At 65.1% G+C, this 26,121-nt stretch carries 30 protein-coding genes and 1 tRNA gene; 23 read left to right on the forward strand and 8 right to left on the reverse strand.

The features are described 5' to 3' along the window. Positions 1–55: 55 nt before the first annotated feature. Positions 56–128 (forward strand) — tRNA-Ala (locus HMPREF2550_RS05615). Positions 129–192: 64 nt separating this feature from the next. Here the strand turns inward: HMPREF2550_RS05615 and HMPREF2550_RS05620 are convergent. Continuing rightward, a complete protein-coding gene (locus HMPREF2550_RS05620) occupies positions 193–897 on the reverse strand; it encodes a hypothetical protein (RefSeq protein WP_070790250.1) in 705 nt (234 codons plus the stop codon). A gap of 62 nt (positions 898–959) precedes the next feature. Between HMPREF2550_RS05620 and HMPREF2550_RS05625 the strand changes: the two genes are divergently transcribed. The 4 genes from HMPREF2550_RS05625 (at position 960) to HMPREF2550_RS05640 (ending at position 2,996) form a co-directional block, all read left to right on the forward strand. Beyond that, positions 960–1,439: a methylated-DNA--[protein]-cysteine S-methyltransferase gene (locus HMPREF2550_RS05625; RefSeq protein WP_141760533.1), complete on the forward strand. Its 480-nt coding sequence runs from the start codon at positions 960–962 to the stop codon at positions 1,437–1,439. Continuing rightward, positions 1,432–2,205 carry a fructosamine kinase family protein gene (locus tag HMPREF2550_RS05630; protein WP_070790255.1) on the forward strand — a complete coding sequence of 258 codons (774 nt, stop codon included), beginning with the start codon at positions 1,432–1,434 and terminating at the stop codon, positions 2,203–2,205. Before HMPREF2550_RS05625 ends, HMPREF2550_RS05630 begins: the two co-directional genes overlap by 8 nt. 63 nt (positions 2,206–2,268) lie before the next feature. Beyond that, positions 2,269–2,598 (forward strand): type II toxin-antitoxin system Phd/YefM family antitoxin, encoded by a 330-nt coding sequence (locus HMPREF2550_RS05635; protein ID WP_070790256.1) that lies wholly within the window; start codon positions 2,269–2,271, stop codon positions 2,596–2,598. Next, positions 2,598–2,996 (forward strand): type II toxin-antitoxin system VapC family toxin, encoded by a 399-nt coding sequence (locus HMPREF2550_RS05640; protein WP_070790258.1) that lies wholly within the window; start codon positions 2,598–2,600, stop codon positions 2,994–2,996. Before HMPREF2550_RS05635 ends, HMPREF2550_RS05640 begins: the two co-directional genes overlap by 1 nt. Here HMPREF2550_RS05640 and nadE read toward each other — a convergent pair. Then, positions 2,993–3,850: an ammonia-dependent NAD(+) synthetase gene (nadE, locus tag HMPREF2550_RS05645; RefSeq protein ID WP_070762093.1), complete on the reverse strand. Its 858-nt coding sequence runs from the start codon at positions 3,848–3,850 to the stop codon at positions 2,993–2,995. The genes HMPREF2550_RS05640 and nadE overlap by 4 nt on opposite strands. A 26-nt stretch (positions 3,851–3,876) precedes the next feature. Between nadE and HMPREF2550_RS05650 the strand changes: the two genes are divergently transcribed. The 5 genes from HMPREF2550_RS05650 (at position 3,877) to nrdE (ending at position 8,987) form a co-directional block, all read left to right on the forward strand. Further along, complete coding sequence (locus HMPREF2550_RS05650; RefSeq protein ID WP_070762094.1) at positions 3,877–5,280, forward strand: sugar porter family MFS transporter; 1,404 nt, start codon at positions 3,877–3,879, stop codon at positions 5,278–5,280. Positions 5,281–5,398: 118 nt separating this feature from the next. Then, a complete protein-coding gene (ykgO, locus tag HMPREF2550_RS05655) occupies positions 5,399–5,521 on the forward strand; it encodes a type B 50S ribosomal protein L36 (RefSeq protein WP_005511141.1) in 123 nt (40 codons plus the stop codon). A gap of 374 nt (positions 5,522–5,895) precedes the next feature. Next, positions 5,896–6,129: a glutaredoxin-like protein NrdH gene (gene nrdH / locus HMPREF2550_RS05660; RefSeq protein WP_038592204.1), complete on the forward strand. Its 234-nt coding sequence runs from the start codon at positions 5,896–5,898 to the stop codon at positions 6,127–6,129. A gap of 98 nt (positions 6,130–6,227) precedes the next feature. Next, the gene (gene nrdI / locus HMPREF2550_RS05665) at positions 6,228–6,755 is read left to right on the forward strand and encodes a class Ib ribonucleoside-diphosphate reductase assembly flavoprotein NrdI (protein ID WP_083316887.1); all 528 of its coding nucleotides are present in this window, start codon (positions 6,228–6,230) and stop codon (positions 6,753–6,755) included. A gap of 78 nt (positions 6,756–6,833) precedes the next feature. Beyond that, a complete protein-coding gene (gene nrdE, locus HMPREF2550_RS05670; protein WP_141757731.1) occupies positions 6,834–8,987 on the forward strand; it encodes a class 1b ribonucleoside-diphosphate reductase subunit alpha in 2,154 nt (717 codons plus the stop codon). An 86-nt stretch (positions 8,988–9,073) separates the two neighbouring features. On the opposite strand, the gene HMPREF2550_RS05675 is transcribed toward nrdE, so the two are convergent. Next, positions 9,074–9,787, reverse strand: coding sequence for a FadR/GntR family transcriptional regulator (locus tag HMPREF2550_RS05675; protein WP_070762096.1), 714 nt, complete (start codon positions 9,785–9,787; stop codon positions 9,074–9,076). Between the two features lie 139 nt (positions 9,788–9,926). Here HMPREF2550_RS05675 and nrdF point away from each other — a divergent pair, with 139 nt between their 5' ends. From nrdF to HMPREF2550_RS05695, 4 genes are all read left to right on the forward strand, one after another. Next, on the forward strand, positions 9,927–10,916 hold the full coding sequence (gene nrdF / locus HMPREF2550_RS05680) for a class 1b ribonucleoside-diphosphate reductase subunit beta (RefSeq protein WP_038592195.1): 990 nt from the start codon (positions 9,927–9,929) through the stop codon (positions 10,914–10,916). A gap of 385 nt (positions 10,917–11,301) precedes the next feature. Next, positions 11,302–13,053, forward strand: a complete 1,752-nt coding sequence (gene ctaD / locus HMPREF2550_RS05685; RefSeq protein ID WP_038592192.1) for an aa3-type cytochrome oxidase subunit I — start codon at positions 11,302–11,304, stop codon at positions 13,051–13,053. 89 nt (positions 13,054–13,142) lie between these two features. Beyond that, the gene (serB, locus tag HMPREF2550_RS05690) at positions 13,143–14,402 is read left to right on the forward strand and encodes a phosphoserine phosphatase SerB (RefSeq protein WP_083319797.1); all 1,260 of its coding nucleotides are present in this window, start codon (positions 13,143–13,145) and stop codon (positions 14,400–14,402) included. Next, complete coding sequence (locus tag HMPREF2550_RS05695; protein ID WP_070790261.1) at positions 14,399–15,121, forward strand: aminoacyl-tRNA hydrolase; 723 nt, start codon at positions 14,399–14,401, stop codon at positions 15,119–15,121. Before serB ends, HMPREF2550_RS05695 begins: the two co-directional genes overlap by 4 nt. Here HMPREF2550_RS05695 and HMPREF2550_RS05700 read toward each other — a convergent pair. The 3 genes from HMPREF2550_RS05700 to HMPREF2550_RS05710 are packed head-to-tail and all read right to left on the reverse strand — an operon-like array spanning position 15,118 to position 19,051. Continuing rightward, a complete protein-coding gene (locus HMPREF2550_RS05700) occupies positions 15,118–17,121 on the reverse strand; it encodes an ATP-dependent DNA helicase (protein ID WP_070790415.1) in 2,004 nt (667 codons plus the stop codon). The two genes, HMPREF2550_RS05695 and HMPREF2550_RS05700, sit on opposite strands and share 4 nt — an antisense overlap. Positions 17,122–17,155: 34 nt before the next feature. Next, positions 17,156–18,493: a nicotinate phosphoribosyltransferase gene (locus HMPREF2550_RS05705; RefSeq protein WP_070790263.1), complete on the reverse strand. Its 1,338-nt coding sequence runs from the start codon at positions 18,491–18,493 to the stop codon at positions 17,156–17,158. A 21-nt stretch (positions 18,494–18,514) separates the two neighbouring features. Further along, positions 18,515–19,051, reverse strand: coding sequence for a CAP domain-containing protein (locus HMPREF2550_RS05710; protein ID WP_070790265.1), 537 nt, complete (start codon positions 19,049–19,051; stop codon positions 18,515–18,517). 116 nt (positions 19,052–19,167) lie between these two features. On the opposite strand from HMPREF2550_RS05710, the gene clpS reads away from it, so the two are divergent. Genes clpS through HMPREF2550_RS05755 form a run of 9 tightly spaced genes read left to right on the forward strand, consistent with a single transcriptional unit; the run spans position 19,168 to position 25,263 of the window. After that, on the forward strand, positions 19,168–19,500 hold the full coding sequence (gene clpS / locus HMPREF2550_RS05715) for an ATP-dependent Clp protease adapter ClpS (RefSeq protein ID WP_083316890.1): 333 nt from the start codon (positions 19,168–19,170) through the stop codon (positions 19,498–19,500). A gap of 15 nt (positions 19,501–19,515) precedes the next feature. Then, positions 19,516–20,055 (forward strand): DUF2017 domain-containing protein, encoded by a 540-nt coding sequence (locus HMPREF2550_RS05720; protein ID WP_070762103.1) that lies wholly within the window; start codon positions 19,516–19,518, stop codon positions 20,053–20,055. A gap of 4 nt (positions 20,056–20,059) precedes the next feature. Continuing rightward, positions 20,060–21,034, forward strand: coding sequence for a P1 family peptidase (locus HMPREF2550_RS05725; protein ID WP_070790268.1), 975 nt, complete (start codon positions 20,060–20,062; stop codon positions 21,032–21,034). Between the two features lie 40 nt (positions 21,035–21,074). Then, a complete protein-coding gene (locus HMPREF2550_RS05730; protein WP_083319799.1) occupies positions 21,075–21,854 on the forward strand; it encodes a rhomboid family intramembrane serine protease in 780 nt (259 codons plus the stop codon). A gap of 8 nt (positions 21,855–21,862) precedes the next feature. Beyond that, a complete protein-coding gene (murI, locus tag HMPREF2550_RS05735; RefSeq protein WP_070790270.1) occupies positions 21,863–22,681 on the forward strand; it encodes a glutamate racemase in 819 nt (272 codons plus the stop codon). 54 nt (positions 22,682–22,735) lie between these two features. Beyond that, the gene (locus tag HMPREF2550_RS05740) at positions 22,736–23,500 is read left to right on the forward strand and encodes an MBL fold metallo-hydrolase (RefSeq protein ID WP_070790271.1); all 765 of its coding nucleotides are present in this window, start codon (positions 22,736–22,738) and stop codon (positions 23,498–23,500) included. Between the two features lie 21 nt (positions 23,501–23,521). After that, complete coding sequence (gene rph, locus HMPREF2550_RS05745) at positions 23,522–24,250, forward strand: ribonuclease PH (RefSeq protein WP_070790273.1); 729 nt, start codon at positions 23,522–23,524, stop codon at positions 24,248–24,250. Beyond that, positions 24,244–24,873 (forward strand): non-canonical purine NTP pyrophosphatase, encoded by a 630-nt coding sequence (locus HMPREF2550_RS05750; RefSeq protein ID WP_070790276.1) that lies wholly within the window; start codon positions 24,244–24,246, stop codon positions 24,871–24,873. The genes rph and HMPREF2550_RS05750 overlap by 7 nt, the downstream gene beginning before the upstream one ends. Before the next feature lie 9 nt (positions 24,874–24,882). After that, complete coding sequence (locus HMPREF2550_RS05755) at positions 24,883–25,263, forward strand: hypothetical protein (protein ID WP_070790277.1); 381 nt, start codon at positions 24,883–24,885, stop codon at positions 25,261–25,263. Positions 25,264–25,266: 3 nt separating this feature from the next. Here the strand turns inward: HMPREF2550_RS05755 and HMPREF2550_RS05760 are convergent, their stop codons facing one another. Then, complete coding sequence (locus tag HMPREF2550_RS05760) at positions 25,267–25,644, reverse strand: DUF3817 domain-containing protein (protein WP_070790280.1); 378 nt, start codon at positions 25,642–25,644, stop codon at positions 25,267–25,269. Continuing rightward, entirely contained in the window at positions 25,641–26,102 is a 462-nt protein-coding gene (locus HMPREF2550_RS05765) for a hypothetical protein (protein ID WP_070790417.1), read from the reverse strand. Before HMPREF2550_RS05765 ends, HMPREF2550_RS05760 begins: the two co-directional genes overlap by 4 nt. Between the last annotated feature and the right edge of the window lie 19 nt (positions 26,103–26,121).

Below are 26,121 nucleotides of genomic sequence, written 5' to 3' on the forward strand. Positions count from 1 at the left end.
GGTCACGGGTTCGAATCCCGTTAGCTCCACTTGTACAACTTCATACCGTTTCTACGGGGCTATGGCGCAGTTGGTAGCGCACCACACTGGCAGTGTGGGGGTCACGGGTTCGAATCCCGTTAGCTCCACTTCGCAAGAAAGCTGCCCGGCCGGAGAAGGCCGAGCAGCTTTTTCGTTGCCGGGGCTTGAGCGCTAGCGCATTGCCTGGCGCATGCCCTCGAAGTAGGCGTTACCATCACTGCCGGTGTAGCAGGGACTGGACTGTACCGGCCAGCTGTCACGGGCCTGTTCGCAGGTGAAAAGTGAACCATAGGGGCCCATGGTCGCGTATTCCATCTGCGGGCCGGCCTGTTGCTGTTGCTGCTGTTGCTCGGCTGCGGCTTGTTCTGCGGCGGCCTGCTCGGCTGCTGCCTGCTCAGCCGCGGCCTGTTCGGCGGCAGCCTGCTCCCTCGCCGCCTGCTCGCGCTGGGCGGCTTCCCGCTCGGCCTGCTCGCGGTCAGCGGCCTCCCTCTCTTTAGCGCGTCGCGAGGAGGCTTCGGCCTCTCGCTTCTTCGCTGCTGCCTCGGAGGAACGTTCCGCGGCCGCGGAAGAGGATGCGGCGGCCGCCGAGGACGCTGCTGCTTCTTCGGCCTCCTTTTCCTCGCGGTCAAGCCGGTCGAGGGCTGTGTTGAGTTCTTCCTGGTCGATGAGACCGTTGCCGTCGGCGTCGTCGGAGGAATCCAACTTGTGGCTCAGGGTGCGCATGTCGGATTCGCAGCCCGCGTCCCCGTCGCACACGGCTGCCGCAATCGCGGGGCTGGTGCCAGGGATCGTGTCGGAGGAGGAGTCCCCGCAGCCGACCAGGGCAAAAGCGGCAGTGACGAGAGCAAGGGAAAAGCTTGTAATTTTCTTGGACATAGCATGGAGTTTACTCAATGCTCGCCCGGCGGTCTCGCCATTTGCCCACTACGGTGGGGCGCATGGACGGTTTGCAGTTCCACGACATTGATTCCCCGATCGGTCGCCTTGGCCTGGTGATATCGAGCAGGGGAGTGGCCAAGGTCCTGCTTGAGGCCGACGATATTGAAGCGCAGCGCGCCCGCATCGGAGAACAGGCCGAGGTGCCGCTCGCTGCGCACCAACTGACAGAGTATTTCGCGGGCAGGCGGCAGCAGTTTACGGTGCCGCTTGACTTCCGCTTCGCCACCGATTTCCACCGCCAGGTCCTTGAGGAGCTCGCCCGGGTGCCCTACGGTGTCACCACGACGTATAAGGCGCTCGCGGAGCGGGTCGGCAACCCCAAGGCGGTGCGCGCTGTGGGCAGTGCGTGCGCACGCAACCCGCTGCCCCTGCTTGTGCCCTGTCACCGCGTGCTGCGCGCCGACGGTTCGCTCGGCGGTTATCGTGGCGGTAAGCAGGCAAAACGTTTTCTATTGAATCTGGAGGGCAACAATGTCTGATGGTTTTCTCAAGCGAGGCAGCGCGCCGGGCTCAGCCGCCGCCGAGGCCGCGGGTCTTCGCTGGCTGCGCGAGGGGTCGTCGGCGGTGGTCGAGGTGCTTTCGCTTGACGACGCCGCGAATACCCTCACCATCGAGACCGTCAACCCTGCACGCCCCACCGCTGAGTCCGCGGCTCAGGCTGGACGCGAGCTGGCGGCAGTCCACGCGGCAGGCGCTCCCGCCTTCGGTGCCCCGCCGACCGGGTGGGACGGCCCCAACTTCATTGGCCGCCTCGAGCAGGAGTGCACACCAACGGAACGTTGGGCGGACTTCTACGTGCACCAACGGGTTCTGCCATTCGCCCACTCCGCGCACGAAGTGGGCAATCTCGACGCGCGGGGGTTGGAGGAGGTCGCCCGTGCTTGCGATGCGCTGCTTGAAGAAGACGAGGATGCCCCGCTTGCGCGCATCCACGGCGACCTATGGGCCGGCAACCTCCTGTTTAGCCCGGAAGGTCCCCGTTTTATCGACCCAGCTGCGCACGGCGGGCACCCGCTCACCGATATCGCGATGCTGGAGCTGTTTGGCGCGCCCTACTTTGACGCGATCGTGGACGGCTACGTGCGCGCCGGTGGGGTGCTCGGCAGCGCTGAAACCGCAGACACCTGGCGGGCCCGCATCCCGATCCACCAGCTCCACCCGTTGGCGGTACATGCCACCACTCACGGGCCCAGCTACGCATCCGCGCTGGTCCGCGCCGCGCACGACACCCTTGACGCAATGTAATACCTGTAATACTCTCATGTCTTACAAGTAATACATCAATGTAGGTGCAGGAGGTTGTTGGTGATGAGCGAGGTAGAAAAGCGTCTTGAGCAACTTCTGCAAGAAACGCGGAAGGCGGGAGCGACCGTGTCAATGCGAGAGCTGAATCAGAAAACCAGGGACGTGATTGCGCGGGGGCGCAATGGTGGCGAGACCTTGGCGGTGACGGATAGGGGCGAACCTGTGGCGGAGATCCGGCCGGTAGGCGAGCGCAGCCCCATCGACCTGATGGAAGAAGCCGGCTTGGTCGTGCGCCGTGGCAGGCCTTTCAAGATCACGTGGGAGCTTGCGCCCAACAATGGGCTGACGCTTGAGCAATTTCTCGCCGAGGAGCGGGAGGAGGCGGAGCTGTGATGCGCCAACTGTATGTGGACACCTCGGCGATCATTCCCACGATGAGCAGCGAAGTCTATACGGAATGGGCCAAGGACGTGCTTGACGGGCGTGGGTTGGTGAGCTCGGTGCTGACTGAGGTCGAGTTGACGCGGTACACGTACCGTGCGGGTATGGATCCGAAGAGTGCGGATGAGGTGTCGGAGAGCCTTTTGACGCTGGCGATTGATTCGAGAGTGTTGCAGGCTGCAAAACTCATTATCGGCAAAGTTAAGACGCTCGACGCCATCCACCTCGGCACGTGGGTGCAGGCGCGCGCGTTCGGGCTCGACTGCGATTTCGTCACAGCGGACCGGCGCCTCGCCGCGGCGGCACAGGGCATCGGCGCACGCGTCATCCACCCCTTCGAGGACCTTTAGTCGGCGGTGTTGCGCCACCAGGTTTCTCGCGGGCCCGGTGGCAGGTGGCGCTTGTGCTGGCCGACGTGCCACAGGTGCGCCAGGCGCGCCGCTGCCTCTGCGGGGACGGGCTTGCCTTCCAGGTAGTCGTCGATAAGCGGATAGCTCACGCCGAGCGCCTCCTCGTCAGGCAGCGCCGGGCGATCCTCCTCCAGGTCCGCGGTGGGCACCTTCTCCCACAGCCGTGGGTTCGCTCCCAGGTGCTTAAGCAGGGCGGCACCCTGGCGCTTGTTCAGACCGGCAAGGGGGAGGAGGTCGGCCGCGCCGTCGCCGAACTTGGTAAAGAACCCGGTGACGTTTTCTGCCGCGTGGTCGGTGCCGATGACTAGGCTGCCGCGCTCGCCGGCGATGGCGTACTGGGCGACCATCCGCACGCGCGCCTTCACGTTGCCCTTATTGAAGTCGCCGAGGCCAGGCGCCCCGAGCGCGTCCGCCACTTGCGCCCCCAGCGCGTCCGTGGCGGGTTTGATGTCCACGGTGACCGTTTCGTCCGGTTGGATGAATTTGAGGGCGAGCTGCGCGTCGTCCTCATCCGCCTGCACCCCATACGGCAGGCGTACGGCGGTAAACGTCGCCTCCGCGCCGTCGGCTCGGCGCTGTTCAACCGCGAGCTGGGCGAGTCTGCCTGCGAGCGTGGAGTCCTGCCCGCCGGAAATGCCCAGCACGAAGCCTTTCGCTCCCGTGGCGGCGAGGTAATCGACGAGGAAGTCCACGCGGGTGCGCACCTCCGCATCTGTATCGATCAAGGGGCGGGTACCCAGGGCTTTTATGATCTCTGACTGCAGGTTTTCGGGCTGGTAAGACATGACATTCATCGTAGCGGCCGCCAAGATGAGTTTTCATGGTTCAAAACACACGTTCCCGTGCCGGTGACACGCAGCGTTACGTGCGCACTGTCGCCGCGATCGCCGCCCTTGGCGGCCTCCTTTTTGGTTATGACACCGGCGTGATGAGCGGCGCGCTGCTCTACATCACGCCCGAGTTCGGCATGACGCCCAGCCAGGAGGGCCTGGTCACCTCCATGCTGCTCGTGGGCGCGGCCATTGGTGCAATCGTCGGCGGCGCGGTCGCCGACGCACTCGGCAGGCGCCGCACGCTCATCGTCGGCGGCGTGCTGTTCATCCTCGGTTCAATTTGGTGCGCGATGGCCGACGGGGTCGGCGCGCTCGCCGCGGCGCGTACCTTCCTCGGCGTGGGCGTGGGTGGCGTGTCCATCGTCACCCCGATGTACATCGCGGAGATGTCGCCCGCGAAGGTCCGCGGCAAGCTGGTCTCGCTGAATACGCTGATGATCGTGGTGGGCCAACTGCTCGCGTACCTGGTTAACTCTCTGCTTGCGCGCACGGGTAGCTGGGAGTGGATGCTCGGCCTGGCCGCCGTGCCGGGCGCGGCGCTGGCTATCGGCATGTTCCTGCTGCCGGAGACGCCGCTGTGGCAGGCTCGCCGCGGCGCACGCGCGAAGGCGGAGGCCACCGCGGCGCGCATCGGTATGAGCGCGGCGGAGCTCGAGGAGCTGCTGGCTAACGACGCCCGCACGCGCCAGGCCGCCTCCCGCGGCGAATGGCGTACGCTGCGCAAGACCAAGTGGCTGCGCTCCACCGTGATCGTCGCGGCGCTGTTGGGCATTACCCAGCAGGTCACGGGCGTTAATGCAATCGTCTACTTCGCGCCGACGATGATGAACACGGTGGGGCTGTCGACCGAAAACGCTATTTACACTTCGATCGTGATCGGCCTTGTTTCCGTTGTGGCCTGCTGGGTCGGGCTGCAGGTGGTGGACAAGATTGGGCGGCGCCGCCTCCTGCTCATCGGCCTGACAGGCAACGTGATCTTCCTGGTGGCGCTCGCTGTGATGTACCGCGCGGCTGAGAATAACGCGGGCCTGGCGCTAGTGGCGCTGGCGTGCATGGCCGGGTTTATCGCCTCCCAGCAGGCGGCGGTCTCGCCGACGACGTGGTTGCTCATCTCCGAGCTTGTGCCGCCGCAGGTTCGCGGCGTGGGCATGGGTCTGGCGGGCCTGGCGCTGTGGGTGATGAACTGGATCGTCGCCCAGTTCTTCCTCCCGCTTGTCGACGTCACCTCCGCCACCTTCACCTTCCTGCTGTTCGCCGTCTTCGGCGTGGTGGCCGCGCTCTTCGTGCGCCGCCAGGTGCCTGAGACAATGGGGCGCAGTCTGGACGAGGTGGCCGATGAGATGCGCGAGCGCTTTGATCCCGGGTTTGGTAACCAGGCAAAGAGCGTGTAACCTTAACCGACGTGTCGCGACCCGGCATGCCCAACACTCACACAACGTGCTGCGAGTGTGGGGTGGTGAGTCCGCAGGTCGTCAGAGCAATGCAACTTCGAGAAGAAAGGAGCGCCCGATGAAGGTCCGCAAGTCGCTTCGGTCGCTGAAGAACAAGCCGGGCGCCCAGGTTGTGCGTCGCCGCGGCAAGGTCTACGTGATCAACAAGAAGGAGCCGCGCTTCAAGGCTCGCCAGGGCTAGTTCCCTTACTCGGCGCACGGCGTCGCACCTTCAAGGGTGCGATACCGTGCGCCGTTCTGCTGCCCCGCCACCGCCCCGTGATACCCCGGGCGGTGGCGGGGCAGCAGCTGTTTCACGGCGTCTAGTGAAATTAAATACCACCGTTGTGAGCCGGTTTTCGCCCCGGAACTTACATGGAAGTGGTTATAGCGAACTACATGTAGGTAAGCCGGGGGCGTCATCCTGGGAATACCATGCCTGTAACTACTACATGTAGTAGCGGTTGCCATATATTCCCCCAAGGTATAGTGTTTGTTGGTGTCGCGCCGAGAACGTCGGCGCCCAAGATTTTTGGTTCAGTTTCCCGCAAACGCTACAGAAAGAGCCCACAGGTTATGTCTTCTATCACCGTGTACACCAAGCCCGCTTGCATGCAGTGCAAGGCGACCACCAAGGCCCTCGACAAGGCTGGCCTGGAGTACTCCCTCGTGGACATTTCCGTGGACGAAGAGGCACGTGACTACGTGATGGCCCTTGGCTACCTGCAGGCCCCGATCGTGGAGGTCGACGGGGAACACTGGTCCGGCTTCCGCCCGGACCGCATCCGCGGCATCCAGTCCGCAGCTTAAAAAGCAGCACGCTTCACCCAGAGCCGTCAATTCCTGTGGTTGGCGGCTTCACGTTTATCTGCACCCGCTCTTGACAAGAATGAAATAAGTAGGCACTCATGCTCGTCGTGTACTTTTCCTCCACTACCGAAAATACGAAGCGCTTCGTAGACAAGGTGGGGTTGCCCAGCGCGCGGATCCCGCTGCGGCGCGGCGACGCCCCGCTCGAGGTGGACGAGCCCTATGTGCTGGTGTGCCCGACGTACGGGGGCGGGGCGTCGATAAGCAATGGCTACTCTCGCCCCGTGCCACCGCAGGTCATCCGCTTTTTGAACAACCCGCGCAACTGCGGGCTGATCCGTGGGGTGATTGCCGCGGGCAACTCGAACTTCGGGCCCGACTACTGCATCGCCGGCGACATCATCTCCGAAAAGTGCGGCGTGCCTTACCTCTACCGGGTCGAGCTGATGGGCACCGCCGAGGATGTTGCGCGTGTGCGCACCTCGCTTCTCGACGGCGCGCACACCCTCGGCCTGACCCCCTTGAGTGAAGAAGCACGCGAGGCGCTTGCCCCGCTGCCGGCAGACAATAGCGACCGGCTGACTGCACTGCGCGCCAAATACCAGGGCAAATACCGCACCGCCTGACGCGGCAAACCACAAACTTGTAACCTAGACAACCGACATACTTGGAACATGAAAGGCCCCGCTGTGTCTACCTCTGAAATGCACGGAAAAGTCGTCCCCGAGCCGGTCAACGCCGCTGACCAGCTGGATTACCACGCTCTCAACGCGCTGCTGAACCTGTACGACGAGAACGGCAAGATCCAGTTCGACAAGGACCGCGAGGCCGCCAACCAGTTCTTCCTCCAGCACGTCAACCAGAACACCGTGTACTTCCACGACCTGGAAGAGAAGATGAAGTACCTGGTGGACAACAAGTACTACGAGCCCGAGGTGATCGAGGCTTACGACTGGGAGTTTGTCAAGGACACCTTCAAGCGCGCCTACGCCTTTAAGTTCCGCTTTAAGTCCTTCCTCGGCGCGTACAAGTACTACACCTCGTACACGCTGAAGACCTTCGACGGGCGCCGCTACCTCGAGCGCTTCGAAGACCGCGTGGCCATGACGGCGCTGTTCCTCGCCGACGGCAACGAGGAGCTCGCCTCCGCGCTGGTGGACGAGATTATGACCGGGCGCTTCCAGCCCGCTACCCCGACCTTCCTGAATGCGGGCAAGGCGCAGCGCGGAGAGCTCGTGTCCTGCTTCCTGCTGCGCATCGAGGACAACATGGAGTCCATCGGGCGCGCGATTAACTCCTCGCTGCAGCTGTCCAAGCGCGGCGGCGGCGTGGCGCTCCTGCTCTCCAACATTCGCGAGTCCGGCGCGCCGATCAAGCACATCGAGAACCAGTCCTCCGGTGTGATCCCCGTGATGAAGCTTCTGGAGGACTCCTTCTCGTATGCCAACCAGCTCGGTGCCCGACAGGGTGCTGGCGCGGTGTACCTGAACGCGCACCACCCGGACATCATGAAGTTCCTGGATACCAAGCGCGAGAACGCGGACGAGAAGATCCGCATCAAGACGCTCTCGCTCGGAGTGGTCATTCCGGACATCACCTTCGAGCTGGCCAAGCGCAACGACGACATGTACCTGTTCAGCCCGTACGACGTCGAGCGCGTCTACGGCAAGCCTTTCGCCGACATCTCGGTGACGGAGAAGTACGAGGAGATGGTCGAGGATCCGCGTATCCGCAAGTCCAAGATCAACGCGCGCCAGTTCTTCCAGACTGTCGCGGAGATCCAGTTCGAGTCCGGCTACCCGTACATCATGTTCGAGGACACCGCGAACCGCGCGAACCCGGTCAAGACCGGCCGGATCAACATGTCCAACCTCTGCTCCGAGATCCTCCAGGTCAACTCGCCGTCCGAGCTGAACGAGGACCTCACCTATGCCGAGGTCGGCCACGACATTTCCTGCAACCTGGGCTCGCTCAACATCGCCATGACGATGGACTCGGACAACTTCGCCCGCACCGTGGAGACCGCCATCCGAGGCCTGACCGCGGTGGCGGACAAGACTGCCATCCACTCCGTGCCGTCTGTGCGCGAGGGCAACGACGCCTCGCACGCGATCGGCCTGGGCCAGATGAACCTGCACGGCTACCTCGGCCGCGAGCACATCCGCTACGGCTCCGAGGAGGCCCTCGACTTCACCAACGCCTACTTCGCCGCCGTGATGTACCAGGCCATCCGCGCCTCGCACACAATCGCGGTGGAGAAGGGGGAGCGGTTCGCTGACTTTGACAAGTCCGAGTACGCCAGCGGCGAGTTCTTCGACCGCTACGATCCGGCGGATTTCCAGCCGAAGACCGACAAGGTCAAGGCGCTTTTCGACGCCTCCAACATCGCCGCCCCAACCGCCGAAGAGTGGGAGCAGCTGAAGCAGGACGTCGCCCGCGACGGCATCTACAACCGCTACCTGCAGGCAGTGCCGCCGACCGGCTCGATCTCGTACATCAACAACTCCACCTCGTCGATCCACCCGATCGCCTCCAAGATTGAGATCCGCAAGGAGGGCAAGATCGGCCGCGTCTACTACCCGGCGCCGCACATGGACAACGAGAACCTCGAGTACTTCGAGGACGCCTACGAGATCGGCTACAAAGCGATCGTGGACACCTACGCTGTGGCCACCCGCTACGTGGATCAGGGGCTGTCGCTGACCATGTTCTTCAAGGACACTGTGACCACCCGTGACCTGAACCGTGCTCAGATCTACGCGTGGACCAAGGGCATTAAGTCGCTGTACTACATCCGCCTGCGCCAGATGGCGCTGGAGGGCACCGAGGTCGAGGGCTGCGTGTCCTGCATGCTCTAGACCTAGCCTTCAGGCCCTAGCAGCAGAGAAGCCCCGCCGCACCGGAAACGGTGCGCGGGGCTTTTGCGGCGGTTTACGCGAGGCGGTTAGATCGCCAGGAACTCCTTGATACCGGTGAGCAGGTTGCGGGAGGCGCGTTCGGAGTCGGGGGCGTTGCCGTCGATAATCGCCTGGGCCAAGTCGATGTGGATCCGCATTGCGGGCACCGACGGCTCGTCCGGCATGATGCCGTAGCGGGTGCGGCCCTCCAGCACGTGCATGATCGGGTCGGCGAGCGTGGAGAACATCTCGTTGCCGGAAGCATGGAGGATCAGCGTGTGGAATTCCTTATCCGCGTCGAGGAATTCGTCCGAGTTGCCGACGCCGGCCTCGGAGAGCTCGACCAAAAGGTGGGCGAGCTCCAGCAGGCGCTGCGACTGCGCCGGGGTGGCGTGAGTGGCGGCGAGCGAGGCCGCGATCGGCTCGACGGCGGTGCGCAGCTCGTTGAGCGAGGTGATCTGCGCAGGCCGCTGCTCGGCGCACGACAGGCGCCAGTTGATCACGGACCGGTCAAACACGGCCCAGTGCTCTGCGGGCAACACCTTAATACCGACGCGGCGGGAGGAGGAGACGAGGCCGAGCTGCTCGAGCGCGCGCATGACCTCGCGCGCCACGGTCCGCGAGATGCCAAAGCGGTTGGACAGGTCCTGGAGGGTGAACGTGTGGCCGGGCTCAAGCGCGCCGGAGACGATTTGCTCGCCCAGGGTGTCGAGGATGGATGTGAGTAGTGGCTCTGCTGAAGGTTCGTGGGGTGCCGCCATGGCGATTCGACCTCATATGGTGGGTAAACGGGAATTAAAATTACCATTATCTTAATCCAGGACGGGCGTAATCCAAACCTCGGCCCACGGCCGTTGGGTGCCTGGCTTACCTCACGCCGGATTGGCTAGGATGTGAGCCATGAGTGAGGAATATCAGGAGTATCTGGATAGCCACCCCAACCCGATTAAGGCCATCAACTGGAACGAGATCCCGGACGAGAAGGATCAGGAGGTGTGGGATCGGCTGACCGGCAACTTCTGGCTGCCGGAGAAGATCCCCGTGTCCAACGACATCCCGAGCTGGAACACCCTCAATGACGCAGAGCAGCTCGCAACGATGCGAGTGTTTGCCAACTTGACGCTGCTGGACACGATCCAGGGCACGGTCGGCGCGGTGTCGCTGATTCCGGATGCGCGCACGATGCACGAGGAGGCCGTGTACACCAACATCGCCTTCATGGAGTCGGTGCACGCGAAGTCGTACAGCAATATTTACATGACGCTGGCGTCCACGCCGCAGATTAACGACGCCTTCCGTTGGACCGAGGAGAACGTCCAGGTGCAGCGCAAGGCGAAGATCATTAAGTCCTTCTACCGCGGCGACGACCCGCTGAAGAAGAAGATCGCTTCGGTGATGCTGGAGTCCTTCCTCTTCTACTCGGGCTTCTACCTGCCGCTGAATTGGTCGGTGCACTCCAAGCTGACCAACACCGCCGACATTATCCGCCTGATCATTCGCGACGAGGCGGTGCACGGCTACTACATCGGCTACAAGTACCAGGTGGGCATTCGAGACGAGTCGCCGCAGCGCCAGGAGGAGCTCAAGGAGTACGCCTTCGACCTGCTCTACGACCTCTACGAGAACGAGCAGCAGTACACCGAGGACATTTACGATCCGCTGGGCTGGACCGAGGACGTGAAGCGCTTCCTGCGCTACAACGCCAACAAGGCGCTGAACAACCTCGGCTACGAGGGTCTCTTCCCGGCCGATGAGACGAAGGTGTCGCCGGCCATCCTCGCTTCCCTCTCCCCGAATGCGGATGAGAACCACGACTTCTTCTCGGGCTCGGGCTCGTCCTATGTCATTGGTAAGGCGGAAGATACCGCCGATGAGGATTGGGACTTCTAAAGCATGCTTATCGACGCCGCGCAGTCCCCGACACGCGATCATCCTAAAGTTTGATCCCCAACGGGGTACCTGCGGGCGTCGTTTGTAGTGGTTGACCACGTTTGGGGTCAATCCCGCGCACCTCTTCCTAAGCCGGGGCCGATATGCCGCTTCTGCAGCGGCGATGGCAGGCCGCATGAGGGTGCGCGGGATTCTTCGTGGACGACCTGGCCTTTGTGTGTTGCTCGCCACTGTCAATCGCGCGCGCAGCGGGGCACAAGGGCCTATTGTTAAACCTGTAGCTGGCCTGGGAGGGCTGGCAATTTCATAAGGCGATCACCTATGATGAACCGGTATCGCAAAGGTCTCGCTCCATACCGGGGCGAGCCGTAGTCAGGAGGATCGAATGACCGCTGTGGCGCCAAGGCTGGACAATCACGTCCCGCCGACACGTCCGGAGCCGACGGGTAACGCTCGTCGTGGCTCCAAGTTTTACATGCAGCTAACCACGACCGACCATAAAGAACTGGGCATCATGTACATCATCATGTCCTTCCTGTGGTTCTTCCTGGGCGGACTTATGGCGCTGCTTATCCGTGCGGAGCTTTTCAGCCCCGGCATGCAGTTCCTGTCCAACGAGCAGTTCAACCAGCTGTTCACCATGCACGGCACGGTGATGCTGCTGGCCTTTGGTACCCCGATCGTGTGGGGCTTTGCCAACTACGTGCTGCCGCTGCAGATCGGCGCACCGGACGTGGCCTTCCCGCGTCTGAACGCCTTTGGTTTCTGGCTCACCAGCGTTGGTGTTGTCGCCATGCTCGCTGGCTTCCTTACTCCGGGCGGTGCGGCCGACTTCGGCTGGACCATGTACATGCCGCTGGCTGACGCGGTCCACACCCCGTCCGTGTCCGCAAACCTGTGGATCATCGGTGTGGGCGCAACCGGTATCGGTACCGTCGCCTCGGCGATCAACATGCTCACCACCGTGCTCACCATGCGCGCACCGGGCATGACCATGTTCCGCCTCCCGGTGTTCACCTGGACCATCTTCGTGACCTCGATCATCGCACTGATGATCTTCCCGCTGCTGCTCGCTGCTGCGCTCGGCGTCCTGTACGACCGTCTGCTCGGTGCACACATCTACGACACTGCGAACGGCGGCACCATCCTGTGGCAGCACCTGTTCTGGTTCTTCGGTCACCCTGAGGTGTACGTCCTGGCTCTGCCGTTCTTCGGCATCATCTCGGAGATCATCCCGGTCTTCTCCCGCAAGCCGATCTTCGGCTACATTGGCCTGGTCTTCGCAACGCTGGCTATTGCTGGTCTGTCCATGGCTGTGTGGGCGCACCACATGTTCGCCACCGGCGCGGTGCTGCTTCCGTTCTTCTCCTTCATGACCTTCCTGATCGCCGTGCCGACCGGTGTGAAGTTCTTCAACTGGGTCGGTACCATGTGGAACGGTCACATCACTTTCGAGTCGCCGATGCTGTGGGCGATGGGCTTCCTGTTCACCTTCCTCTTCGGTGGCCTGACCGGTATTATGCTGGCCTCCCCGCCGCTGGACTTCCACCTGCACGACTCCTACTTCGTGGTCGCGCACTTCCACTACACCCTGTTCGGTACCGTGGTGTTCTCCGCAATCGCTGGCGTCCACTTCTGGTTCCCCAAGATGACGGGTCGCATGCTGGATGAGCGTCTGGCTAAGTGGTCCTTCTGGCTGGTCTTCATCGGCTTCAACATGACCTTCCTGGTCCAGCACTGGCTGGGCAACATGGGTATGCCGCGTCGTTACGCTGACTACCTGGACACCGACGGCTTCACCTTCCTGAACCAGGTTTCCACCGTCGGCTCCCTGATCCTGGGTATCGGTATGCTGCCGTTCATCTGGAACGTCTTCAAGTCCTGGCGTTACGGCGAGGTCGTCACCGTGGACGACCCGTGGGGCTACGGCAACTCGCTCGAGTGGGCCACCTCCTGCCCGCCGCCGCGCCACAACTTCACCTCCCTGCCGCGTATCCGCTCCGAACGCCCGGCGTTCGAGCTGCACTACCCGCACATGGTGGAGACCCTGCGCCGCGAGGCCCACACCGGCCACAGCGCAGAGGGTCCCGCAACGTGGAAGGGCGAGACCGCCGGTTCCACAGCCGCGACCAAGTAGTCGCCGTGTAACGCGATAGGCGCTACCCCCCCTGACAGCGAACCCCTCACCGGCTGGTGAGGGGTTTTGCTGTGCTATGGTCAGCTGTTGTGACTGATCAGCCAGCGTTTGAAGTAGAACTGCAGCCCGGTTTGAAGGCCGCAGTCATCTCCACCTCCGGTCCGGACCGCCCCGGTGTGTCCGCCGAATTCTTTACCGTGCTCGCGCGCCATGGCGTGCAGGTCCTCGACGTGACCCAGACCGACTTCCGGGGGCGCATGATGCTCGCCGCGCTCGTAGGCATGGACCCGCTCGAACTCACCGACATTGAGCGCGAGCTGCGCGCGGGCCTGTGGGAGTACGGTCAGCGCGTCAACATCGAAACCGACGCCGCCGCGCGCGCCGTGTCCCGTCCACGCTCTACCCACGTCCTTGTCGCGCTGGGTAACCCGGTCAACGCCGAGGCGATCTCGAAGGTGGGGACCGAGATGGCGAAGGTGGGCGCGAACATTGACGCCATTCGCGGGATCACGCAATACCCGGTCACCGGCCTTGAGTTCCGTATCACGATGCCGGACTACACCCCGGGCGACGGCCAGGAGTTGCGCAAGCGCCTGGCTGAGCTCTCGGCGGAGCTGGGGATCGACCTGGCTATGGAGCACGCGGGCCTGCACCGCCGCGCGAAGCGCCTGGTGTGTTTCGACTGCGACTCCACGCTGATCACCGGCGAAGTCATCGAGATGCTGGCCGCGCACGCTGGCCGCGAGGCGGAGGTCGCCGAGGTGACCGAGCGCGCGATGCGCGGCGAGCTGGACTTCGAGGAGTCTCTGCGCGAGCGCGTCAAGGCCCTTGCCGGGCTGGACGCCTCGGTGATCCAGCAGGTTGCGGCCGATATCCAGCTCACCCCGGGCGCGCGCACGACCATCCGCACGCTGAACTCCCTGGGGTACCGCACGGCGGTGGTCTCGGGCGGGTTCATCCAGGTGCTCGAAGACCTGGCCAAGGACCTGGAGCTCGATTACGTGCGCGCGAACACGCTGGAGATCGAGGACGGCAAGCTTACCGGCCGCGTCATCGGCAAGGTGGTTGACCGCAAGGCGAAGGCGGACTTCCTTGCCGAGTTCGCCGCGGACTCCGGGCTGGCCATGTCGCAGACCGTGGCCGTGGGCGATGGTGCCAATGACATCGACATGCTTTCGCGCGCTGGCCTCGGCATCGCTTTCAACGCTAAGCCGGCGCTCAAGGAGATCGCGGACGCCTCGGTGAACTTCCCGTTTTTGGACGAGGTGCTCTACATCCTGGGCATCCCGCGCGAGGAGATCGACTCTTCCGATGAGGCCGCTGGCATCGACGACCGACGTCCGCTGTGACGGGTTCGGCACATGGGTTGCTCGCGGCGTCGATAAGCAAAGGCTCGGGCGACCCCGACGATCCAGCCGCGGTGCAGGCCATGCAGATGGCCATCAACCTGCCGAAGCAAGACCCGCCTTCGCGCAACGCCATGCTTGTGTGCGCGGCGCAAGCCGTGGCCCTGGTATGCCTCGACGAGCGGGCCGGCCGAGAGGGGTTTTGGCGCGAGCGGCTCGAGGCCTGGTACTCGCGCCGCATCCGAAAGGTCGCGCGGCGCGCCCGCAACAAGGCGTGGGACGACGTGCAGGCGCTGCCCGGGATCACCGTGGGGTGCGTGCGCGCTTTCGTGCCGTGCGCCGTGTCCGAGGTGCCGCACGAGGTGGCGAAGCTGCAGATCCGCGGGACCGACCTGCCAGCGGACACGCACCCGCCGCTTCTCGACAACACCGCGCCCACCATCGTCGTTGACGCCTCCCTCGAGATGACCGCCGGGAAGGCCGCCGCTCAGGTAGGGCATGCCTCGATGCTGTATGCGGCAGCACGGCCGGAGGAGGAAGTGCACGAATGGGTGGCAGCGGGCTGCCCGCTGAACGTTCGCGAAGTGGACGCGGACGTGTTCGCGGCGTGTGCGGCCGACCCGCGCGCGGTGCCGGTGCGGGACGCGGGCTTTACCGAAGTCGCGCCCGGCTCCACGACGGTGCTCACGCTGCCGCCGGGTGTGTTTTCCGAGCGGAATTAGCCCCGTTTGACCAGTCGCTCGAGCGCACCGGTGACTACATCCAGGCGGTCGGTCTGCCAAAACGGGGGCAGGGAGCGTCGCAGGAACGCGCCGTAGCGTTTGGTCACCAGCCGGTTGTCCAGCACGGCGACGACGCCGCGGTCGTCGACGGAACGCAGCAGGCGGCCGACGCCTTGGGCCATGAGCAGCGCGGCGTGGGTGGCGGAGACCTCCATGAACCCGGAGCGGCCCGCAGCGTCGGCGGCGTTCGCGCGGGCCTGGAGCAGCGGATCGTCGGGGCGGGGGAAGGGGATGCGGTCGATGAGCACGAGCGAGAGCGCGCTGCCGGGCACGTCGACGCCCTGCCACAGCGAAAGGGTGCCGAAGAGGCAGGAGTTTTCCGCGTTGCTGAACTCCGTGACCAGCGCGCCGGTGGAGTCCTCGCCCTGGAGAAGGATGTCGAATGGCAGACGCGCCCGCATCGCCTCGGCGGCCTGCTCGGCGGCGCGGCGCGAGGAGAACAACCCGAGGGTGCGCCCGCCCGCGGCGGTAATCAGCGTGGCGATCTCGTCGAGCGTTTCCGTGCTTAAGCCGTCGCGGCCGGGTGCGGGCAGGTGGCGGGCGGTGTAGAGGATGCCGGACTTCGCCGGATCGAAGGGAGTACCGGCGTCCAGGCTGTCCCACGAGCCGCTGGGTAGGCCCCAAGCAGCGGCCATTGCGTCGAAGTTGCCGCCAACGGTCAGCGTTGCCGAGGTCAGTACGACCGTCTGCTCGCCGAAGAGGTTGTCACGCAAAAGGGCGGCTACGGACAGCGGTGCCACGGCAACGGAATCCCCGAAGCGTTCGCTGCGGGTGAGCCACACCACGTCGGTGTGCTTGGCCGGGTCGTCCTCGTCGAACACACCGAGGATGCGCACGATGGCGTCGTGGAGGTCGCCGAGGTGGTTCTTCAAGTTGGTGCGTTCGGCGAACTTCTCCGGGTTGTTCTCGGACTCGCCCTCGGGGCTGTCCGCGATGCTCAGGCGCGTTTTCCACAGTGCGTCGCGCAGCGCGGCAAACGCGCCACGAGCCGGCTCCGAGATGCGCTCCCAGCGGCCGGGCTGTTCCAGGTCTAGCACCGCGGCGAGGTCGTCCTTGACGTTTTCGAGCTCTTCGCCATCACCGCCGATCTTGGTGGCGCGGCGCGCGGCAAGTGTGAGCGCGCGGGCGGAGATCTCGTTGGTGGCCACCGAGGTGATGCGCTGGTCCAGCTCGTGGGCCTCGTCGATAATCACGGCGTCGTGCTCGGGCAGCACGTTGGTGTCCGACAGGGCGTCGATAGCCAGCAGCGCGTGGTTGGTCACCACGATGTCCACGTCACGGGTCTTCTCGCGCGCGAGCTCGGCGAAGCACTCCTCGCCGTGCGGGCAGCGCGCCGCCCCCAGGCACTCGTTGGAGGTCACCGAGACTTGCCGCCACGCCAGGTCCGGGACGCCGGGGGTGAGGTCATCGCGGTCGCCGGTTTCTGTCTCCTGGGCCCACTCGGCGACGCGCTTGACGTGGCGGCCGGTCCAGGAGAGCTCGGCATCGTCGATAAGCGAGTCCTCGCCCTCGTCCTGGGCGAGCTTGTTTAAGCACAGGTAGTTGTTGCGGCCCTTTTGGATTGCGAAGGTGGGGCGCTGCGGAAGGTGCGGCTCCAGCGCATCCGCGAGCCGCGGCAGGTCGCGCTGCACCAGCTGGCGCTGGAGCGCGAGCGTGGCCGTGGAGACGACCACCGTCGTGTCGTTGGCCTGGGCGTAGCGCACCGCGGGCACGAGGTAGGCGAGCGACTTACCCGTGCCGGTGCCGGCCTGGACTGCGAGGTGGCGCTGTGAATCCAGTGCCTTCGCCACTGCCTCCGCCATGCGGTGCTGGCCCTCGCGGCGCGCGCCACCAAGGGCTTCAACCGCGGCGTCCAAAAGCTCAGTCGTTGCTCGACTTAAGGAGACGTCGCCGCGGGCGCTGGTGGGGGCGCTGGAGGGGACAAGGTCGGGTTCGCTCACATCGTGCAAGTGTAGCGGCAAGCGGGGGAGGGGATTACTCGCCGGGGTCGGGGAAGCCGACAAAGCGGGTCGGGATCGCCGCATCGCCGCGCGAGAGCGCCAGGCCCTCCCAGGGCAGCGTCTCGCGTGCGGTCGCGTGCAGTGCGCGGGCCTTTTCCAAGCCGCCGTGCTGAGCTTCGTAGTCGGCGACGAGCTCGCCGTCGCGCATCATCGGCACGACCAGCTCCTGGTAGTCCAGGTTGGGCTTGCGGGTGATCTCGCCGTCCAGCGGGCAGATGATCTCAGCAACGGCGACGCCGGAGGCGCGGTAGCCGCGCAGCGCCGTCTTCGCCCCGCCGTAGGTCCGCTTACCCGAGGAGCGCTTCGCCACGGGGTGGCCGTCGACCTCGACGAGCTTGTACACCAGCCCTGCGGTGGGCGCGCCGGAACCGGTCACGACCGAGGTGCCGACGCCGAAGCCATCGACCGGGTCGCCGCGCAGCCCGGCGATGGTGAACTCGTCCAGATCGGAGGAGACGATAATCCGGGTATTAAACGCCCCGGCCTGGTCCAGCTGCTGGCGCACGCGACGCGAGACGATACCCAGGTCGCCGGAGTCGATGCGGACCGCGCCCAGGTCGGTACCGGCGACCTCGAGTGCGTGCTCTACACCCTTGGTGATGTCGAAGGTGTCCACCAGCAGGGTCGTATCTACGCCCAGGCGATCGATCTGTGCCTGAAAGGCTGCCTTCTCGTCCGGCACGCCGTTTTCATCGACGTGCAGCAAGGTCCAGGAGTGTGCGGCGGTACCTGAGGGCGGGATGCCGTGGCGCAGCGCGGCCTCCATGTTGGAGGTGGCGTCGAAGCCAGCGATGTAGGTGGCGCGGGCGGCGCTGACGGCGGCCTGCTCGTGGGTGCGGCGCGACCCCATCTCGATGATCGGGCGCCCGTCCGCGGCAGAGACCATGCGCGAGGCAGCCGAGGCTACGGCGGAGTCGGCATTCAGGATGGACAGGATCACGGTCTCCAAGATGACGCACTCGGCGAAGGTGCCGCGCACCGTCATAATGGGGGAGTAGGGGAAGTAAATATCGCCCTCCCGGTAGCCGTCGATCTGCCCGGAGAAGCGGTAGTCGGCCAGGTAGCGCTTGGCCTCATCGGACAGGAAGTCGGCCGCGGCGAGCTGGTCCTCGGTAAAGCGGAACTTGGCAATCGCGTCGAGCACGCGCGCGGTGCCGGCGACCACGCCGTAGCGGCGCTCGCTGGGCAACCGGCGGGTAAAGACCTCGAAGGCGCACTCGCGGTGCGCGGTACCGTCCTGCAACGCGGCGTCGAGCATCGTCAGCTCGTACATGTCGGTGAGGAACGCGGTGGAATACGCGGAGTCAGTCATAGTGATACAGACTACGCCCTGCTAGTGCGAGAAGGCCACGACCACCCACACCTCGCCATGGCCGTAGGCCACGCCGACGCCCATGTAGCGGTGCTCCGGGTTCAAAAGCACGTCCATGTGCTTCTGCGAGTGGATGATCAGCTCCAAAAAGGCGTGCCCGCTCGCGTTCTCCAACGGCATGCTCGCAGAAACCTGGCCGATGTCTCGGCCACCGTCTGGCTCCAAGTTCGGCTGCGTCTTTGTCACCGCGTTGCCCTCTGCGTGCTGCTGGGCGAGGCGCTGCAGTTCGGGGTCGAGGCTGACGGGTGGCAACGCGTCGTCGCTACGCAGCTGGCGCACCGCGGTGAAGAAGTCCTGGCGGATCTCCTCGAGCTTCTGGCCGGTTTCAAAATCGGGTGCGACGTAGCCTGCCCGGCGATCATCCACCGTCGGGTTGGAGGAGCCGCCCGCAGGCTGATGTTGCGCGGCGCTGACGGTCACCGCGACGGCGGCGATGAGGCCAAGCACTCCGAGGATGGTGCGCAGCAACTGCTCGTTGCTCATCGGGAGTTTCTGCATGGGGCGTGCGCCTTTCCGTCGTAAGGGAGGGGACTTGCAAGTGTGTGCAAGGATGCATTGCAGCCTAGCAAGTGGCCGCGCAACGTGCCTGGCTGCCAACCGGTAGGCTGGGGCGCATGAATTGCGAATCCACGAGCCAGGTCCCGCAGCTGAGCTCGCCGATGGCAACGCCGGACCTGGAAGAAGACCTGAAGTTTGAGGTTGCCACCGGCGAGAACCTGCCATGGATGTGCATTGTGTGGGACGACCCGGTCAACCTGATGAGCTATGTCACCTACGTGTTCCAGACTGTCCTGGGCTATGACCGCAAGCGCGCGAACGAGCTGATGATGCAGGTCCACACCGAGGGCAAGGCCGTGGTCTCCTCGGGTGAGAAGGACAAGGTCGAGGGTGATGTGAAGAAGCTGCACACCGCCGGCTTGTGGGCGACCATGCAGCAGGCAGGGTAGAAAGGGACGAAAAGCATGCAGCCGTGGAGGCGAAAGAAGGCCCTGATGCGTTCGGGAGCCAAGTTCACCACCAAGTTTGATCCGCTGGAGCGGGAGGTGATTGGGGACCTCACCGCCACGGTGTCCGAGGCGCTGATCGCGCGCGCCCAGTCCGCGCCGAAGGACGAGTTCGCCGAGATGATGGGCCTGTCCACTGGGCACACGGAGGCTCCGCAGGATCCGAAGTTGGCGCGCCTGTTGCCTGATTTTGAGCGAGAGGGCGACGAGGAGTTCGACGGCGACAACGGGCTGTTGCGCAGCCTGCACGAAAACGACATCATCCGCGCGAAGCTGATGAACATCCGCGTGGTCAACGACGCGCTTGGGCCCGATGGTGGCGTGGAGGTCACCATCGACGAGGAGGAGGCGCACCAGTTCGTCGCCGCGCTCAACGACATGCGCCTCTACATTTCCGCCGACGATCGCGGCGGCGAGGGCCAGGCCCAGGACCGTGAGCGCCTCATGGAGTGGCTCGCCTTCTGCCAGGACTCGCTGCTCGATGTCTTAAGCGAGTGAGCCATTGCTTGTCGACGATGCGGTGCACCTCCCCTGCGCCCACCTCTCCCTCGGCGATACCGGCGTGACGGCGTTTGTCTCCGCCGACCCGCGGGGGATGCTGGCGGCCGTGGATGTGCGCGGCGGCGGGCCGGGCACCCGCGAAACCGACCTGTTAGACCTGCACAACACGGTCGAGCGCGTGCATGCCATCCTGTTGTGCGGCGGCTCTGCCTTCGGGCTGGCGGCAGCCGACGGGGCGATGCGCGAGCTGGAGTCCCGCGGGGTGGGCTTCCCGGTTTTCGGCGAGGATTCGCCGGGCCCGCGGGTGCCGATCGTGCCCGCGGCTGTCATTTTTGATCTGGCAGTGGGCGATCCCGCGCACCGTCCGAGTGCCGAGGATGGCGCGGCAGCCGTTGCGGCTGCGTGCGACGGGACTGTCACGAGCCCGGCGCAGCTGGAATCCGGCAGCGTTGGTGCTGGCTGCGGCGCAACCGCGGGCGTGTTGCGTGGCGGGTTCGGGACCGCCTCGCGCGCCGCGTCCGCAGGCACGGTCACCGCGGCGGTGGTAGCGAACCCGCTGGGTGCGGTCGTGGACGCACGCACCGGCCTGCTTTTCGGTGATCCGGGCGCGCCCGCGGTGGATACGCAGCGCTTCGTCCAGCTCAAGCGTCCCGCCCCGCAGCTGAACACCACCATCGGCGTGCTGGCCACCGACGCGGCGCTGCCGCCGGCCCAGCTCAAGCGACTCGCCATTGCCGGTCACGACGGTTTGGCCCGCGCAATCCGCCCGGTCCACTCACCGCTGGACGGGGACACGCTCTTCGCGGTGTCTGCGCCACAGGATCCCGCGCGGGAAGTCGTGCCGTGTGGACCGGAAGCGCTCGCGGAGTTGGGTGCCGCGGCGGCGGACGCTGTGGAGGCGGCGATTGTGGATGCGGTGCGCTCGGCCACGAGCGGTTTCGGTCTGACCGCCTGGTGCGATCTCGCGCGCGACTGAGACGACCGCTTCTCTCGCGCGCCGCTAGACTGGGTCAACGATGACTCACAACCCTTACGGATCTAGTCCTTACCACCCCGACGGCTGGGGCTACGGGCAAACCGGCCAGCCCGGCTACGGCAAGCCGTTCAATCGCCCCTTCTCTCACCCGGAAAACCAGCCACCGGCCTTCTCTTACCACCAGCAGCCGCTGGACAAGAGCGCCAAGCGGAAGCGGCAGCGGCGCACAGGGTGGCGTTTCGCGTTGACGTACCTGGCAGTGATCTGGGTTGTGTACGCCTTGAACGCCCTGGTGTTCGACGGCGCGCTGTGGGTTTTCGGCATCCAGCCTCTCGACCTTTCGACAATCTGGCACATCTTTACCTCCCCACTCCTGCACGCGAACCTGGAGCACATCGTGGGTAACTCGATTCCAGGCGCGATCTTCGCCTTCCTCATCGGGTACTCGGGCAAGCGCGTGTTCTGGGAGGTCACGACGTTTGCCATGCTGGTCAGCGGCTTGGGTACCTGGTTGATCGGCGGGATCGGCACGAACCACATCGGTGCCTCCGGCGTGATCTATGGGTGGTTGACGTACCTGCTGCTGCGCGGCATCTTTAACCGCTCTCTGCCGCAGATCCTCCTGGGACTTATCCTGGCGTTTTTCTACTCCGGTCTGATCTGGGGCGTGCTGCCCGGCACGCCGGGGGTAAGCTGGCAGGCTCACCTGTGCGGCGCGATCGGTGGTCTGCTCGCGGGCATGTTCATCACCTCCGACGACCCGCCGGAGCTGGTGGCCAAGCGAGAGGCGAAGCAGGCACGAAAACAGGCAGGAAGGTAGGAAGACGTATGCGTCCGGACAATTCGGCGCCGATTGGGATTTTTGACTCCGGCGTGGGCGGGCTGACGGTGGCGCGCGCGGTAATGGACCAGCTGCCCTACGAGTCGATCAGCTACATCGGCGATACCGCGAATGCCCCCTACGGCCCGCAGCCGATTGCCGATGTCCGCCGCCACGCCCAGCGCATCGGCGACGAGCTAGTCGAGCAGGGCTGCAAGATGCTCGTGATCGCCTGCAACACCGCGACCGCCGCCTTCTTGCACGACGCGCGCGAGCGCTACGACATCCCGGTACTCGAAGTCATCCAGCCGGCGGTGCGCCGCGCGATCTCGGCGACCCGCAACAACAAGGTTGGGGTGATCGGCACCCAGGGCACGATTACCTCGGGCGCGTACCAGGACCTCTTTTCGCTGAAGTCCGACCTGGAGGTCAGCGCCGCGGCGTGCCCGGCGTTCGTGGAGTTCGTCGAGCGTGGCATCACCTCCGGGCGCCAAATCCTCGGGGTGGCGCAGGGATACTTGGAGCCGCTCCAGGCGGCTGGGGTGGACACCCTGGTGCTCGGGTGTACCCACTACCCGCTGCTCTCAGGCGTGATCCAGCTCGCGATCGGCGAGCACGTCACGCTGGTCTCCTCCGCGGAGGAGACCTCAAAGGACGTGCTGCGCGTACTCACCGAGCGCGACATGCTCGCGCCCGCGCCGCAGGAAGGCGGCCGTGCACCGGAGCGCGTGTTCGCCTCCACCGGCGACCCGGCTATCTTCGATCGGCTTGCGGAACGTTTCCTCGGACCGCAGGTGCACGCGGTGGGCGCGAAGGCGCACGGATGAGCCAAAATACCCGGAAGTTTAGAATTCCCCCTCGATTCGTGGCACAGTGATTCCATGAAGTTGACCATCCTCGGCTGTTCCGGGAGCCTCGCCGCCCCCGGGAATCCCGGTTCCTCCTACGTTGTCAGCGTTGCTGGCAACAGCGACATCGTCCTGGACTTCGGGCCGGGCGCACTGGCCGCGATGCAGGAGCACTTCGACCCGTCCGATGCGCACGTGTGCTTCAGCCACCTGCACGCCGACCACTGCTCCGACATCGCCTCGCTGTTGGTGTGGCGCCGCTACCACCCAACGAAGCCGGCGAGCACACGCCACCGCATGCTGGGGCCGAGCTACACCCCGGAGCACGTGGGCAGAATGAGCGCCGACGGCCCCGGCCAGGTCGACGATATCGCCGACACCTTTGACTTCTCCCCGCTGCGCGCCGGGCACACCGAGACGCTTGGCGACGTGGCGCTGACCCCCTTCGACGTCGTCCACCCCGCGGCCGAGTCGCATGCGCTGCGCCTGGAGCACGACGGCAAGGTGCTGACCTATTCGGGCGACAGCGCATATACCCCCTCGCTCGTGGACGCGGCCCGCGGCGCGGACCTTTTCCTGTGCGAGGCCGCCTGGGGTGCCTCCGCGGAGGGCAACCCGGAGGGGATGCACATGTCGGGCCAGGACGCCGGCCGTATTGCCCGCGAGGCGGGCGTGCGCACGCTGGTAATCGTGCACATCCAGCCCTGGTCGAGTGTGCAGGACACGCTGGCCGCGGCCCGCACCGAGTTTTCCGGGGAGATCGTCATCGGCGCAGCCGGCGATGTCTTCGAGCTCTAGCGTGCGGGTACGCTGGTGCCCATGACTGATTTCACACGTGCAGATGGCCGCGGTTTGACGCAGATGCGCCCGGTGCGCATCACCCGCGGTTTTACCTCCAACCCTGCTGGCAGCGTGCTCGTCGAGTTCGGCAACACGCGCGTCATGTGCACGGCCTCCGTGGAGGAGGGCGTGCCGCGCTTCAAGAAGGATTCGGGTGAGGGGTGGCTCACCGCTGAGTACGCGATGCTGCCCTCGGCCACGCACGACCGCACGCCGCGCGAGTCGATGCGCGGCAAGGTGAAGGGCCGCACGCATGAGATTTCGCGCCTGGTTGGCCGCTCCCTGCGTGCCGCGGTCGACCTTTCCGAGCTGGGGGAGAACACGATCCAGCTGGATTGCGATGTGCTGCAGGCCGACGGTGGGACCCGCACGGCGTCGATTACCGGCGCATACGTGGCGCTGGCAGACGCCATCGCGGTGCTCAAGGAACGCGGCGTCGTGCCGGGCGAGCCGCTGCTCAAACCGGTCGCTGCAGTCTCCGTCGGCATCGTCGACGGCCGGGTGAGCCTGGACCTGCCGTACGAGGAGGACTCGCGCGCCGAGGTCGACCTGAACGTGGTGATGCAGGAGGGCGGCAACTTCGTGGAGATCCAGGGCACCGGCGAGCAGGGCCTCTTCGGCCGCAAGGAGCTCAACGAGATGCTCGACGTGGCTGAGCTGGGGCTCAACTCGCTTATCGACGCCCAGAAGGCGGCCCTGGGATGGTAAAAGTCCTCGTCGCCTCGAACAACCCCGGCAAGCTCCGCGAGCTCGAGCAAGTGCTGCGCGAGCTTTCCATCGAGGGCATTGAGCTCGTCTCCTTGCGCGACGTCGAGCCCTACCCGGAACCGCAGGAGGACGGGCTGACCTTCGAGGACAACGCGCTGATCAAGGCGCGCGCCGGGGCCGCCCACACCGGCCTGCCGTGCGTGGCAGATGACTCCGGGCTCGCCGTTGTTGCCTTAAATGGCATGCCGGGCGTGCTCTCGGCGCGCTGGTCGGGGGATCATGATGCCCCGGACGTGGACGAGGCGAACAATCGCCTGCTGCTTGCACAGATGCGAGACATCGCACTGCGGGACTGTGCCTTCGTCTCCTGCTGCGCGCTCGTGACCCCGGCGGGTGACGAGTTCACCGCGGAGGGCCGCTGGACCGGGCAGCTTCTGCACGCCCCGCAAGGTCAGAACGGGTTCGGCTACGACCCGCTGTTTGCCCCGGACGATGCCCCGCAGCGAGCCAACGGTGCCACGCTTTCCTCGGCCGAGCTTTCCCCGGAGGAAAAGAACGCGCGCTCGCACCGCGGCCAGGCGCTGCGTGCGCTGGCCCCGGACATCACACGGCTGCTGGGTTAGGGTGGGGGCATGAAAAAGACGATTGCCCTTTGCACAAGTGCTCTGTTCGCTAGCGCCACCCTCGTCGGGTGTGGTTCCTCCTCCGAGTGGGACGGTGCCTGGTCCGGGGACGTGACCCCGACCGAGGCGGGCCAGCCCCACGGGGCGGCCACGCTTACCATCGACGGGGGCGACTGCTCCTGGGAGCTGACCGAGCCGACCGGGGAAACCAACGACGCGCGCTGCGAGCAGGACGACGAGGAATTTAAGCTCGCCGACCCGCTCAGCGGCCGGGATTTGGAGTACAAGGGCCAGGTCAACGGCGATACGCTCACCATGACGCCGGATAATGATCGGGCGGAAAAGATTGGCGTGATGGTGCTGACCCGCACCACCGACGAGGAAAACTAATCGCTATAGCTGGAACGTCGCGGTGACTTCCTTGCGGCGCTTTGCCTCCACCACAAAGGAGAGGAAAGGCACCACGCCGGAGATCGCCGTAACCACCCAGGTGCTCGCGGGCCAGCGTGCCTTGAGCCCCAGGTTCAGGGAAGCGACAAGGAAGAGCATGTAGGCGATCCCGTGGACCCTGGCCACCCACGCCAGGTAGACCACGTCCATGTGGAAGCCGTACTCCAGGGTCATCCGCAGCACCAGCAGCAAAAGGAGCACGCCGGTCACCCAAGCGGCAATAGAAAACAGGCTCAGCGCCTGCTTGACGCGACGCTGGCGCTCCGGGTGAATGCGGTTCGGTGCCTGCGGCTCGGTTGGCTGGGGTTGGGGCTGGGTCATTGACCGTCCTTCTCCTCTAGGGTGTGTTCGCTGGCGGTACCCCGCCTGCGCGGGGTCAGCAGATCGTTGTATTCCTCGACGTCCATCTGCGGGCGGGTGGGAAGAAAGTCCTCGTCGATCTGCGTTGGCGCGCTGGGATCGTTGCCGTAGCGTGCCAAGTCCGCCTCGTAGAGGTGCTCCATTTGCTCACCGGCGTTGAGGGCGTCAATCTTCTCGTTCTCCATCCGGATACCGGCCCGGTACGCGTAGACGAAGAATGCGCCGAAGAAGGGCCACTGCAAGGCGTAGCCCAAGTTTTGGAACGTGCCGGTGCCCGACTGGTAGCGGGTCCACTGCCACCACGCCAGCAGGCACGTGGTGATCACCGCGGCGATGAGTAAGAGAATGTGCCAAGCACGAACCTTCACACGGGAGCGTTTCTCCGGTGCGGGGGTCTGGGGGTCGCGGGGCTCGTTCACACCTGAACAGTCTACCAAC

Source organism: Corynebacterium sp. HMSC074A01, assembly GCF_001831515.1.
GTDB lineage: Bacteria > Actinomycetota > Actinomycetes > Mycobacteriales > Mycobacteriaceae > Corynebacterium.